We start from the raw sequence: 13,828 nt of genomic DNA, 5'->3' as shown, positions 1-13,828 counted from the left end.
GCGAAGCTGGGAATTATAAAGCCCTTATGGCATACTTCTACTTACATCCAAATAATGCATTATATTTATTACACAATTAAAACACGTATCTGAATTTGCTCTGCGAAGAGCACACAATTAAAAGATAACTATGACCCATGATCATGCCATTAAAGAAATTGTAGACACCTACTTGCAGGAATGTATCGACGCTGGTATCAATAGCATCTCGGGGGTAGAAATAGAAATGATTGCCCCAAATCAAGATTCAAAAGAAAAATCATTATTATGGCTTCCGATTGATAGTAAAGTCACTGATGCTGAAATTGAAAGCTTTGAAACGCAATTGGGACACAGATTACCAACGGATTACAAAGTATTTCTAAAGTATAAACACTTCTATGACTTGTATATTTCAGAGGCCAGCTTTTGTAGACACCCAGTAAATAAGTGGAGAGATCATCTAAAAAAAATGATTTTCAATGGATGGCCGCTTGAATATATGCTCAATAAAGGATATATCCACTTTGCCGACTGGAGTGACTGGGGAGCGCTTTGCTTTGATACTAGTAGGAATTCTGCAAACAATGACTATCCTATTGTCTTATGGGATCATGATAGACCTTTAGAAATACAAGAGATTGCACCAAATTTCTTCAGCTTAATTATAAAACTTGATAAGGAACATAAGGAAATGACCATTGACAATCAGGAAGAATAAAGCCCGACATAATCAATTGCCGAATATGCTGGTGAAAAGAAAAACAAACCTCCTACAAAACACAAGTGCCTTATGAGCAGATGTTTTTCCATATGCAGCCCGGTAGTGTTCCACCGTTGCAAAAAACATCTGTTCATAAGGCACCAGCCCGCGGCAGCGATACCAGGTTAAACAATCCGCTGCAATTCTACTCCAGGAGTAGCCAACCGGTCACGCAACGCCCTCATATTATTACTAACTTTCTGCTGCGTGATCTTCGCATAAATCTGCGTGGTACGGATACATTTATGCCCTAACATCTGGCTCACCGTTTCAATCGGCACATCATTTTCAAGCGTTACCGTAGTAGCAAAAGTATGCCGGGCGGTATGTGTTGTTAAATGCTTTTTAATGCCGCATAGGGTGGCTATTTCTTGCAAGTAGGCATTATACCGCTGGTTACTATTAACCGGCAATAAACGGCCATATGCCTTGCAATAAAGGCTTTCTTTGTAACGGTCTATTATCTCTAATGGGATAGGCAAAAGCGGCACCCGTTCCGCTGTATTGGTTTTCATCCTGTCTTTCATAATCCACCTTTCGCCATCAATACCAATAACAAGATTATCCGGAGCAAGGTGCAGTACATCTGTGTAAGCATAGCCCGTAAAGCAACAGAACAGATAAATATCTCTCACCTCTGCCAATCGTGGTATCAGCTCTTTATTATACAAGGACATAATTTCATCCATCGTAAGCCGTTCCCGCTGCGGTTCTTCGTAACTACATTTAAATCCGCTTAACGGGCTAACGACCAACCAACCCTGATCTACAGCCAATTTGAGCATCTGTTTTAGAATCTTCACGTACTTCATGGCCGTGTTAGACCCAATACCCTGCGTGGTGGTGAGGAAGTGTTCAAAGTCCGGGGCAAAAGAAAAACGAATTTCAGAAAGCGGCTTATCTGAAACATGAAAATGCACTTTGAGAAAGGCTATTACCTTCTCTTTCGTGATCTCAAAGCGTTTCAGTGTCCGTCCGGATCTCATCCCGGCTTTCACCTTCTCTGCAAAACGGCGGTTATGGAAGTCTATCACTTCGCATAAAGTCCGCGAGTGTTCCGTGATTCCAGCAAAAGAATTTTTAATAGCAGCAGCGGTCACCAGCCCACCGGAAGTAACTAAATGGCTGTAATGTTTGTGTAGATTGGCTTTCAGGGTTACCAACTGCCGGTTAATCGCTTGCGCTTCCTCTGAATTCCCTTTGACTGATTGGGTGGAAGCGTTCCATAATGAAGGGGTTACATACTGATACGTGGAAAGTTCTGCACGTTTGCCGTCTACGCTGAGACGTAGATAAATAGCGGGCTTATTGTTTTTAGAGCGGCTCTTATTAAGCCAGAAAAGAACAGAAAAACTGGTCATACAACGCTTGTTTTAAGTTAACCAAAATTGTTTCAACTTCACTTATCCTGACATCACTTAACATTGGTCAAATGCAATACGGTGCAGCATTTGGGGTCTGTGACGGTTAGCACAATTTAATATTTATATTGCTAACCGCAACGCTCACTTTTCTGGATCAAGTTGAAAACTTGGGGGATAGTCAAATTTTTTAAGCATATAGTTTAGTTAATCTATAAAGAAAAAATTCAACGTCCCTGACTCCTCTGAGTGCATTTCTAAAGGACTTTATCTTCGCATTGAATGACTCTGCAGCGGCGTTGGTAGCCCTGTTATTGAAGAAGTTGAGGATGCCCAGGTAGTGTATCCTGATAGTCCTGGCAACGGTTTTAAAGGATAGTATTCCTGCCTCTTCCACATCATTGTACCACAGCGCCAGTTTCTTAAATGCTTCTTCCTTACACTTACAATGCCTGTAAACTTCGCCCAGTCGCAGGGATAGCTGATAGGCCTTATGAATGAGGGGGTAATGGGTAAATAACAGCTCAGCTCTTTGCTGTTGCTCTCTGGTCCATAGTCTGGGATGTTTAAACAGCAGGTATCTGCTTCTTGCCAACAGTTGTTTGGCAGTGTCCCCGTTGGGAAGTCTGGCAGGCTCCCACTTTATTGCATTCCGTTTTGCCTGTTCATAGTCCAGATTCTCTTGTTCCAGGGCTTCCCATCGATGTTTTATCCTTATTTCCTGTACCGCTTCAAAGGCCAGGTGTTGAACATGGAAGCGGTCTATAACCCGGTGAGCATTGGGGAAGCAGGCTTTCACTGTGCTATTGAGGCTGCCCGACATATCAAGGGTGACTTCCTGTACTTTCCCGCGCAGACGTTTAGGAATTTTAAATAGTATTTCTTTCAGGAATTCAGACTGGGTGCCCTTGATCATAGCCACTATAGAGCCTTTTCGCCCTTTAACCAGCTTGTTGGTAACGATGGTATAAAGTTCCCCGCTGGAAAAAGCCGTTTCATCTATGCTTAAGCAGGTGCCGATGTTTTGCTCAAACAGCATCCACTGGGCAGCGTGCTCTTTCTGATCCCAACTAGGAAAATTGCTCAAATGATGGTTGTATTGCTGGCCGAGTTGTTTACCATCAACCCCGTAAATATCACCAAGCTGAACGGGGCTGATTGGATGATTATCTAAGTAATCCTTTTAAAAAATAACCGAATTCCAATGTCATTCGCGTTCCTTTTTTTACTATTTCCCAATCTCTTGTTACTGTTTCACCAGTGGCTACAACCTCCCATCGGCGGCGCTTTACATATAAAGTAACCTTCTTTCTGCGGATAGGAAAATCCTGAACAGCAACAGGAGGCAGAAAATCTTTGGCGTGAAGTTTTTTATGTTGATGCTCAGCGGGAACAATATTCTTTTCCTCTAAATAAATACTTATCTCAGTTGCATTTTGAGAAGCATCGGTTATCTCGAAATAATACAAAATCCCTTCTGGTAGAAGGGCCTCGATCAGCAGGCTAAAATTCTTATCCAAAATCTATCATTCTTATTTGCCTGCAAAACAACTATTTTTTTGACTATCCCCCAAGTTTTCAACTTGATCCATTACTTATCTTTTCACAACTTTACCACTAAAAACAAAAAAACCTTGTAGAAGCTGATTCTACAAGGTTTTAATTACGTTAGAGTATCTAGTTTTACTCCTGATGGTGAACCTTATGGTACAAAACTCGAACCTTATTATTCATGACATCAAGCTATTGTCAAATATTTAATATACATAAACCACTCATTAAAAGCTAAAAGAATAATTTACAATAAAAGCTAGGCTATTTGCGATTCAATCTTCTGCCGGAAAGCTTTTTCCATATGTTACGGAATTGTCTTACCTCATTAGCTGTAAACTTTAGTTGATTCACCAATAACTCCTGGTCAACTAAATCCATAGCCTCTTCGATATTTCGTTCGCGGATCAGTTTGTCTATTTGATCAAAATTAACGCTGTCCTGCGTTAACAATGGTAGTGGAATTTCCCCAATTTCTGTTGGCTCAAAAGTGAGAACTCCTCCACCATAGCTTCGACCGGTAATTTCCGAGAAAGCAAATGTTAAAGAGTTTAAGAAAGAAAGTGCGACTTTTCTAGCATCAACTTCTGGGTGGAAACGCACACGATGAATAGTGTCTGTAGAAGATGCATTTGTTTCGTTAACAATTAGTTTTGGATAATCACCTACTTGCCTTAGCGCGAAGCCACTAGGTTCATAGACCGAAGGCGTAATATACCAGCGTTTCCTAATTCGGCATTTATAACCTTTGTGGTAATCTTTGGATTCACCATAACGGATATAAGCCTGACAAGCAGGTGGCAACAGATCAAATTCTTCATCTGGTGGCAGAAATAAAAAACTTTCCATTTCAGATTGCACGTTCTCAGATAAATCCTGATCCGTAAATTTGATGCCACGAAAATGTGCCGAGCGACTGACCACCTTTTTAGTATAAGATAAAATACCCCATTGTTCAGCAGTTTGCTGTGTGACCATAAAAAATTCGTTAATTCCTGTAACCAATCCAACGTTGGTCGTCATCAAGCTACCTGCTAGTTGAATACGTGGATCGGTTTTGACCTTTCGCAACAAACGGATTTCGTTCGCATCCAAAAAGTATTTCGTCCATTTCTCCGTATTATGCTCTAATACTTTTATTTCCCCATTTTGTACTTCCCCTATATCAAGAGTATCCAACTCATCTAATGAGGCAACCTCTACCATACGTATTCCTCTTGTACCGACAGTTTGTTTTTCACAAAGCAATAAAACAACTTCTTGCTGTATATTGTCAAACACAAGTTTCTTAAAAGTTACGATCGTTACCCTTGCAAAGAATTGAGATAAGAAAACTCGGGTCTCTGCGGCATATTTAACCTGAAAAAGCTCAGCAGGGATAACCATACCCAACTTACCGTCTGGATTTAAGCGCCCCGCAGACAGGACTAGAAATGGAACCCAAATGTTTGTGAGCTTATTGGGACTTAAGCCCATCTCCTGCATCATGCTGATAGCAAGTTTACGGTGTTCTTCAGGGAAGTTTTGATAACGAATAAAAGGTGGATTACCCACTACAACATCAAATCGTTCATTAGGATTTGACGCCAAAAAACTAAAAAAGTCGGAATTTGTAATTGTCTTCGAATTGAGACCATAATTCGCCGCACGCTTCTTAGACTTCTGTGCTTCTACGGCCAGTAATTCAACACCTTTCACTCGGCCCAACAATTGATCTTTCGGTACCCCAATTCTTAAAAACCTCTGGATAGCCGCTTCGATGAAGTTACCATCACCACAACTGGGTTCCAAGACACGGACATTCTGCTCCGTAATTGCCCATTTGCAAATAAATTCAGCTATCGGTTGGGGGGTATAGTATCCCCCACGCAACTTCTTAGAATCTAGGGCTTCTATTTCTATAATGGACTCCATCACGCTAATCTTCAAAATTTGTTATAAAAGATTGATCACTTAATACTATTCTTATATCCTCTGTTGTAATTCCGTATAGTTGATTAACCTGTTCCAATAGACCATTTTTTAGGTACTCAAGGCTTCGCTTCAAAACAGCTTTCCTATCTGGATTTTGCATAGATTGGTAAGTCCTTTTCGCAGCAATAATCTGTTTAACCAATTGTACAATATCATCGTGGAGTTTACGCTCAGCAGGTTCTGTAAAGTTTATTGCCCTGATCGGTAATTTCTCCATAAATTGTTTTCCATGCGAATAATAAGCCCCCCGAAACTCGCTGGCACCTGATTTAATTATGCCTTCGAACAAAGGATGGGCTAGAATCGCCTGGAAATATAATGGAGAATACTCCATGTGGCTAAGCAAAGAATAATAGGGGCCATTTCCACCACCAGTAAATTTTATGTTCTCCTCATCAAAAACATAACTGGCTTCTTTAGATAATACTGGCCAGATCAATTTTTCTTTTGCATGGAATTTGGTCAAGCTTTGTGATCGACCGTATTGATACCATTTGGGATCTTTCGATCCATTGATACTTCTTTTCTCCAATTTGGTACGATGTAGACATAAATAAGACCAGGCCAGCGGAAAGTTATTCTGCAAATATTCTTCAGTCATCACCTCTGCCTTTTCCGTAATAATATAGGGAAATATCATCATCGCATTTGCTTCAACTGTATCGAAAAGCTCAAAACTTAAGTCATAGAGACAAGGTGTACAAATAGCCTTCTCAACTTCATATTCCACATCATTTTTTGTAAAACGAAATGTAGTTTCTGTTATCGCTAAAGGTTTGAAAATATAGATTTCATCCGCACTGGTTTGTAGCCCGACTGCGATTTCTGCCACAGTATTCAATTGTACTGTGTTTACAGTATATAGTTTATTAAAAACCTGCTGTGCTCCATCAGATGAAAAGATCCATGGATCCTTACTATAATCAGCTTTTTTGTAATCCTTATAACCGATACTACCAGAGATTAATTCCTTTGTGAGGTTTTGAATGCGTTTAAACTGAAACTCATCATTTCCAGTTGGTCCTAAGATTAATATCGCTGTATATGTACTACGATTGGGGAAAACCTGCGTAACACCAAAGTGGATAATCTTCGCAAGTTCGCTATTTACAGTAATAAAATGGCGTAATTCCCTTCCTCCCTTCACTATGAAAAATTTATTTGGAACAATATACCCTAAACGTCCTTCAGGCTTTAGCAACCTAACTGCACGCTCAATAAATAAATAATATTTGTCAAAAGTATTGGACTTTGCCACCGTATAACCAGCAGTAGGATGCTTATAAAATTTAATCTCTTCAGCTAAGTACTTTGCCATATGTTGGATGCGAACGTAGGGTGGGTTGCCGACAATAGCGTCAAAACCTCCCTGATCCTTAAGGAAAGGGAACTCAGTATGCCAATTAAAAGGCTTAACCTTGTATAATAATTCATTATTGGCGACAGCAGTAGAATCAAAAGTAAAATAAGTTTCATCCACCAGAGAATTCCCGGTTTTGATATGATCATCTATTGAAGGCAAAACCTTTTGGCCAGAGTTAGTCAAGAATTGGTTAACTGAGCCAGCATTCTCGTTCTCCAATAATTTCAAAAACAAACTGAATTTTGTCACTTCTACTGCATAAGGATTAATGTCCACCCCATAAATTTGGTTGAGTAGCACTGCATGCCGTCCTTTCAGTGTCAGGCTGTAAGCCCCCCTATGGTCTAAGCACAAAATCGAGGGATCAGGTACGCCACTTGCAATCAATTTTAGAGTGATCATTTCCACCAGATAATCGTATACTGCGATCAGAAAAGTTCCTGAACCGCAACAGATATCGGCGATCCTTAGCTGTTGGATCTCTTCCAACGTTTTGCCATCCAACAGTGGATCCAGCGTCTCTTTTACGATATGACTAACGATCAGTTTAGGAGTAGTAACAACACCACTTGAGGCCGCCACTTCTGGCTCCTCTACCTGTACAATTTGTCCTGCCCCGGTAATCGAGATTCTACTACCCAGATAACGTTCATATATTTGACCGAGAATCGCCGGATCAACCATCGAAAAATCGTATGGGCTTTCCGGGTAATAAAGTTCATTAAATATGTCAACCAATACATTAGCATCCAGATTGATTTTCAGAGAAAGGGTATCCTCGACAAAATCAAACAATCCAGAATTGTACTTCTTATCTGAGCTCATGAAGATAGCTTTAAGCCCCGCATAATCCTTGACCTGCTTCAATGTTTCGTATCTTTCGATATCGCGATCTTCACATATTCGTAAGAACACAATCCGATTCAGTAGTCGCTGGACTAAGATATTAACCGTATCCTCATCCATATTGGGATTGCTGGTGATAATATTGGTGGCTAGTTGCAAGCGCCATTTTTCGATCTGCTTGAGGAAAACATCGTCAAAAGTGGTTAGATCAGGACGATTTAATGAAAAATATTCATCCAGATAACCTACCGAAACTGAAGTAAACGCCAGTAAATCGTACAGTTCGTCAAAATTTTCCAAGAACTCCGTATAATGTAATATCCGGTAACGTGCCACAGTTGGTTCATCTGTGCTATTGGGTTGATAACGACAGTCGTAAACTACCAATTTATCAAAGTTGGTCAGAATCGAGATTCCTAAGTTTGCACTCCAACCATAACGCCTCGTCTGAAAAGCAGACTTGGCTGAGTGTTCAATATCTACTGCCACTTTCTTGGCTTCCACAAAAACCTTTCGTGTACCCTGTATACGTAGTGTATAATCTGGATTCTTTTTCTTTAGACTATCCTCTTCGGCCACATCTATTGCTTCCTCTTGGATGACATCTCTCAGAAACTGTGATTGGGCTGATTCATTATCAATATCCCATCCAAATGTCTTTATCAATGGACTTATAAAATCCACACGTAACTGGGCTTCATTATAGGTATTTTTACTATAAACCGCATGCTGAGCAGCAAATGCTTCTACTAGTTTTTTCAATTGCAAGCGGCTATCTTCTTTTGTGCGAGTAACTTTATAAGCCATTTGCAAACTTTAAATTATTATCAATATGATTTTTGATATGTTTACTCACCAACGGGATTTCCTTAAAATCAAGACGCTCGCCTGCCACCACATCAAATGAATGATCAACCAAGCATAAGGTTAACAATTCTTCCGAGTCAGCTTCCAAGGCTTTAGCGAATAATTCTACTTGATCCTTTTGGGCCTTACGGGGACCTTTTTCTATTTTACATAACCTAAATATAGGGATGTCTACGTGTATCTGGTCAGCGACCTGCTTTTGCAGGAGATTTCCCTCTTCGCGGAGTTGTCTTACTTTGATGCCGAATTCAGTTGCCATTGATTGTCAAATACTGACAAGTTTAAACTAAAAATCTTAGCAAAGAAAATAAAATTATACACATTCAGCAAAATTTCATTAAGTAGCATCAACAATCAATTTGCATCAAAATTAAGAAACGTACTTTCATGTAATCCTTAAAAGGACAATTAACCCTAAAACTAACCTTACAATGCACCAGTCTCAATCAAATGATAAAGAGAATTTCAAATCACTTAGAAAAAGTAAACTCATGGCCTCGGATGCGATTTCACTACTAGCAGAAAATGGGATATCTGTACCTGAGGAGGAAGCAGATTAAATTGTTGAATACATTAATTACTTAGCAGAAATCACCATTCAACAAATACTAAACTCTAGCGATCAATCCGAAGAATGATATCTAAATTAAGAATTAAGATCACATTAACCTTATGGAACTCGAACCAGAGATCTTTTATAAATCAATAAGTTGAAAATAATCCAATACTCACTGATAAGGTATCGAACCAAAAAAGGCTTCAAAACGAATGCGTTCTGAAGCCTTTCTTTATTCCAGTGATCCCCTTGGGACTCGAACCCAAGACCCATACATTAAAAGTGTATTGCTCTACCAACTGAGCTAGGGAATCTTCCTTTTTTGTTTAACGGAGTGCAAAGATAGGAATTTCTAAATTACTTCCAAACTCATTTTGAATAATTTATCCACATCAATTGAAATGAATATATAAAACGCCCTTTCTACGCAACGCAGAAAGGGCGTAAAGCAAATTACCTGGAAGTAACAGACGAAGGATTAAACTTCGCATCCAGCATCTTCATAAAATACCCTCCTACTACACTCCTCGCCTGAAACCCCACCATCTTCCCATCAGTCGTTTCATGCCAGTCGCTCAGTGGTACCCGTGTAGTCGTGCCCGTTACATAGGTGTATAACGGCGCTACCAGGGCGTCAAAGTCGGAAGCGTTATCCGTGAGTACAGCCGTCCACATAATCCAGTCGGATTTGGTGTAGGTTTTACGGCTGTCCAGTGGTAGACCGAATTGCTGTTGTTTGGTCAGGTAAAAGCTTGTTTCCTTTTTGTATACCGCCGCAGGGAACAGGTTAAAGTTGAGCACTTTGTCCCATACCATGTTGTACTTCTGGCTCCAGGTGTTTTTGCTTTCGAAAGCAAGACTGAAATGATCGCCATCATCAGCGAGCTTCACCCAGTTGGCGGCCATTTCTTTGGCAGCGTTTTCGTATTTGGCGGCTACGTCGGTAAGCCCTTGCTGTTTAGCCAGCATGGCGTAGGAGCGGATACCGGCAATCGCTTTCAGGGAAAGATTGGTATTGCGGGCAAGGTGGCCTGCAAAGTCATCGGTACATAACTGGTTAGCGGGGTCAAAGCCTTCTTTCAGCAGGTATTCCGCCCAGGTGGTGAGCGTTTTCCAGTGTTTCTTGGCGTAGTCCGCATTGCCTTCTGCGCGGGCAATGGCGCCTGCCAGCACCAGCATGTTACCGGATTCTTCTACCGGCATGCCTTCGCCGTAGGCTTGTCCGTTGGCGAGTGGATAGGTGCCCAGGTCGTGCGCTGCGTAAGGTTGTGTGTACTTGCCGCTTTCAGAGAAATAGAAGATGCCGTTCATCATGCCTTTCAGCAGGTCCGGGTTATAGAGCAGGAACAGCGGGGCTGATGGATAGGTAACATCTACCGTGTTGATACAGCCGTTGCTGAAGTTCTCTTTGGAGAGGAACAGGATATCACCCTGCGGACTCTTAGCCAGTTTGTGCGCGGAAATCGCTTGCCTGTAGGCCAGTTCGCAGAGTTTGGCGTAGGTTTCCCCGCCGGCGCTTACCGCATCTTTATACAGCTGCGCATTGAATTTCGCGCATTTGTCGAGGATGGAAGCGTAACCGGTGTAAGCGGCGTTCAGTTGTTTATCGATGGTTTGGGTAGCATCATTTTTCCACCATGCTTTCAGGTTGGTATTGAAATACTGCAAAGCATAAAGATCATCGTAGCCGAGCAGGAACACCTGTTCTTTCGGCGTGGCGTTTACCGTGCCCAGGTCCACAGCGGTGCTAAGCACCAGTTGCTTATCCTCTTTGGTGCTGGCGGTAGTACTGTTGGCAAATGCGGCCATGGCATCCCCTGCATTGCTGATATATTGCACCGGGCGGGTAGCGGTGGGTGTGGCTACATACATATAACCCCAGTCTATCCGCAGGTCGTCGCCTTTCTTTTTCAGTACTGGTTGTTCTTTGGTGCCGGCTTTCAGTATGGAGAGCTGGCCATTGGTATATTTAGTAGCAGTTACGGCCTGTGCGGGCACGTTTACGCTGATGTTGGTAGATGCGCCGAAGTATACCTGTACTTTGTGGGCAGCGTTGTCGTTGGAAGTTACTTTATAAGAGATGTAAGAAACGGGCCTCGACAGCAGCATCAGGTCGTCCATGAGCAAGGGCGAGGTAAAGGTGAGGGTTACATCTGCTTTGCCGCAGGTGAACTGGTAGCTGGTTTGGGTGGCGTTGATGTTCACCGCCGTTTGAACTCCTTTCTCTATGCCTTTGTTGCCCGGCGGTGGTACCAAACGCGCAATGCCGGCATCCAGGAAGGCGCCGCCGGCGGTGTTCAGGATATGTATGGCCAGTACATTGCCTTTGGGCTTTAGCTTGCTTTTTACGGCATCCGGTATTGGTTTGTAGATGTACTGATTCAGCCAGCCTTTATGCCCGTAAATTTCCTCGCCATTGAGGTATACGGTAATATTATCATCGTGAGAGATTTTCAGGAATAACTCCGCGGCGCTCAAGTCTCCCGCGTCAAAGGTTCTCCTGGTCCACAGCTCCTTGCTTTCCCAGCGGGTACCGCCGGAGGCAACGTTATCACTGAATGGCGCTTTTCCTGATTTCCAGGCTTTGTCGTCAAAGGAGGGCTGCATCCAGCCTTCCGCAGGGGCGGTTTCGGTATACTTCACCTGGTAAGGCGCTTCATCGCTGGTAGCGGCTATTGGCTGGTAGCTCTGTTCGTTTTGTCCCAGCACCCGGTAGGTAACACCGTCTACCTTTACCAGCCCGGTCAGCGATTGAGCCGCACCAGTCCAGTGTTTGGTGGTGCTGCCATTCAATTCGTCAGTAGCCGACCAGATACTGAAATAAGGATCATGCGTAATCAAAGGATAAGACGGAGCCTTTCGTTGTGCCACAGCGCTGCCGCCGATGCCCAGCAGGGCCAAAAATGCGAGTGTTTTCACCATAACGTGATTTGATAAATCGATTAAGCGTATTAAGTACAATTATTAAAAGTATTACATTTTCCGGGGGATTCATAACCGTTCATAAAAAAACGTCCCCGTTACTGGTATATCGTCCATCAACGTGGTTAGTACTAGCTGCCGAAAAAAATATCTCCGGAGAAAAAAAAAGAAAAGGGGAAACACAAAAAAAACGCAAACCCTACTCCCGCCTTGGAGGCCCTGAGAAGCCTTGTCAGTACGTTTTCGGATCTGCGCGTATCTTAAATTAATTAAATGTCGTGCGTATAAGGAGCGCAAAAATACACTTTTACATTAAATTCTTCGCTAAATCTTAGGGAATAACGCAAACCATTCCGGCCGCGAACGGATCAATGTGGCTATGCCCCATATCAGCAATGCCATACCCAGCGCGCCCCACGCCTTCTTATCCTTCCAGCTCCAACCCAGCACTACCGGCAGCTCCCAGTATTTGATCAGCAAATACACCAGCAATCCGCCCATGCCTACCCAGGTAAGTAACAGCATGCCTAGCTGCGATCCGGTTACCACTACCCCAAAAAGAAAGCCCAGCGTAACCACCTGCAGCCAGATATAATTTTTGCCCCCGCTGTGGATCACGTCTGCGATGGAAATAAACAATAACGCCCCCGTGAGGAAAATGGTCAGCATCAGCAATGCCTCTTTCAGCACTACCGGCATCACTAACAACACGCCCCATACCACCAGGGATATGAGCACATAAGTGGCCGCACGCTGATCTTTTGGCCGTAACCGCTCGTAGGTAAAAGGAAACAGCAAACGGCTCAACGCCTTTTCCATGCTTCGCAATGGCGGCAACGTAAATATCCCTATCATCGCCGGCACAATCACCTCATACGGATACCACACATCCGCGCATACCTGCATTACCCACAATATCGCGCCCGAAGTAAGGATCGCCGGTACCGATACATATAAGAAAGCCTGCAACGGCGTATTATAATGATCAAAGCTCTGCAGGATGATATGCGTATACTGCTTTGCAAAATAACGACGTGTAAGGATGGCCGTTAGTTGTGTCCAAAACAACACCAGCCCCACGTGAATCACAATAGTGCGGATAATCAGCTCCGGGATCAGCGGCCCCCAGTAAATACCCGCCAGCGCTACTATCAGCAACTCCCAGCTAAGCATCTGCGGCGAAAATAACCGCCGGTAAAAGGGATACAGATGCCGCACCAGCCATTGCCAGGCGCCCGGCAGGTACCGGCCAATCAGCTGCACCGCTGCAAAAGCCCCTACCAGTGCCGCCAGCCCCAGCAACAGCCTCGAAGCGGTAAACACGCCCCTCAACGCCTGCAAACGGGAAGGCTTTTTAATGGTATAGGTCAATTCAGTATTCGTTAGCAACTCCGTTGCCAGCAACTTACCCTGTTCAGGCGAAATAGCCCCCAACGCCGGCTGATGCACGCGCCAGAAACTGTCTGCCTCCGCAGGACTCGCCCAGGTATTCAAGGTGCCATATTGATACAATAACGTTCTTTGCTCAGAACTAAGAGAGGCCAGGATCTTCGCCAACGCAGCATCTGTAGCAAATGCCGCCTGACTGAAGGTTAACAGGAACAGGAATATTTTTATGATACGCATAGATAGTATCAAAAATAATA

Annotated in this window: 9 protein-coding genes and 1 tRNA gene; 1 reads left to right on the top strand and 9 read right to left on the bottom strand. The window is 43.1% G+C overall.

Annotated elements, in window-relative coordinates; translation table 11 throughout:
- Positions 1-130 precede the first annotated feature (130 nt).
- Positions 131-700: an SMI1/KNR4 family protein gene (locus tag AB6805_RS16635; protein ID WP_370910562.1), complete on the top strand. Its 570-nt coding sequence runs from the start codon at positions 131-133 to the stop codon at positions 698-700.
- 167 nt (positions 701-867) lie between these two features.
- Here AB6805_RS16635 and AB6805_RS16630 read toward each other — a convergent pair whose 3' ends face one another.
- The 9 genes from AB6805_RS16630 to AB6805_RS16590 form a co-directional block, all read right to left on the bottom strand.
- Positions 868-2,103 (bottom strand): tyrosine-type recombinase/integrase, encoded by a 1,236-nt coding sequence (locus tag AB6805_RS16630; RefSeq protein ID WP_370910561.1) that lies wholly within the window; start codon positions 2,101-2,103, stop codon positions 868-870.
- 190 nt (positions 2,104-2,293) lie between these two features.
- Positions 2,294-3,190: a transposase gene (locus AB6805_RS16625; RefSeq protein ID WP_370910560.1), complete on the bottom strand. Its 897-nt coding sequence runs from the start codon at positions 3,188-3,190 to the stop codon at positions 2,294-2,296.
- Positions 3,191-3,269: 79 nt separating this feature from the next.
- Positions 3,270-3,623, bottom strand: a complete 354-nt coding sequence (locus AB6805_RS16620; protein WP_370910559.1) for a transposase — start codon at positions 3,621-3,623, stop codon at positions 3,270-3,272.
- A gap of 295 nt (positions 3,624-3,918) precedes the next feature.
- Positions 3,919-5,568, bottom strand: coding sequence for an Eco57I restriction-modification methylase domain-containing protein (locus AB6805_RS16615; protein WP_370910558.1), 1,650 nt, complete (start codon positions 5,566-5,568; stop codon positions 3,919-3,921).
- 4 nt (positions 5,569-5,572) lie between these two features.
- Positions 5,573-8,644: an Eco57I restriction-modification methylase domain-containing protein gene (locus AB6805_RS16610; protein ID WP_370910557.1), complete on the bottom strand. Its 3,072-nt coding sequence runs from the start codon at positions 8,642-8,644 to the stop codon at positions 5,573-5,575.
- Positions 8,634-8,963: a helix-turn-helix domain-containing protein gene (locus AB6805_RS16605; protein WP_370910556.1), complete on the bottom strand. Its 330-nt coding sequence runs from the start codon at positions 8,961-8,963 to the stop codon at positions 8,634-8,636. The genes AB6805_RS16610 and AB6805_RS16605 overlap by 11 nt, the downstream gene beginning before the upstream one ends.
- A gap of 538 nt (positions 8,964-9,501) precedes the next feature.
- Positions 9,502-9,574: transfer RNA gene (locus AB6805_RS16600), tRNA-Lys, on the bottom strand.
- 139 nt (positions 9,575-9,713) lie between these two features.
- Entirely contained in the window at positions 9,714-12,182 is a 2,469-nt protein-coding gene (locus AB6805_RS16595) for a glutaminase domain-containing protein (RefSeq protein WP_370910555.1), read from the bottom strand.
- Positions 12,183-12,506: 324 nt separating this feature from the next.
- On the bottom strand, positions 12,507-13,808 hold the full coding sequence (locus AB6805_RS16590; protein ID WP_370910554.1) for a hypothetical protein: 1,302 nt from the start codon (positions 13,806-13,808) through the stop codon (positions 12,507-12,509).
- Positions 13,809-13,828: the final 20 nt, after the last annotated feature.

The sequence above is a fragment of the Chitinophaga sp. RCC_12 genome, assembly GCF_041360695.1.
Classification (GTDB): Bacteria; Bacteroidota; Bacteroidia; order Chitinophagales; family Chitinophagaceae; genus Chitinophaga.
This window is presented reverse-complemented; position numbering and strand designations above follow the sequence as displayed.

Coding starts and splice junctions, on each gene's coding strand:
- AB6805_RS16635 (WP_370910562.1), top strand. CDS start 131: ATGACCCATGATCATGCCATTAAAGAAATTGTAGACACCTACTTGCAG.
- AB6805_RS16595 (WP_370910555.1), bottom strand. CDS start 12,182: ATGGTGAAAACACTCGCATTTTTGGCCCTGCTGGGCATCGGCGGCAGC.
- AB6805_RS16615 (WP_370910558.1), bottom strand. CDS start 5,568: ATGGAGTCCATTATAGAAATAGAAGCCCTAGATTCTAAGAAGTTGCGT.
- AB6805_RS16605 (WP_370910556.1), bottom strand. CDS start 8,963: ATGGCAACTGAATTCGGCATCAAAGTAAGACAACTCCGCGAAGAGGGA.
- AB6805_RS16590 (WP_370910554.1), bottom strand. CDS start 13,808: ATGCGTATCATAAAAATATTCCTGTTCCTGTTAACCTTCAGTCAGGCG.
- AB6805_RS16630 (WP_370910561.1), bottom strand. CDS start 2,103: ATGACCAGTTTTTCTGTTCTTTTCTGGCTTAATAAGAGCCGCTCTAAA.
- AB6805_RS16610 (WP_370910557.1), bottom strand. CDS start 8,644: ATGGCTTATAAAGTTACTCGCACAAAAGAAGATAGCCGCTTGCAATTG.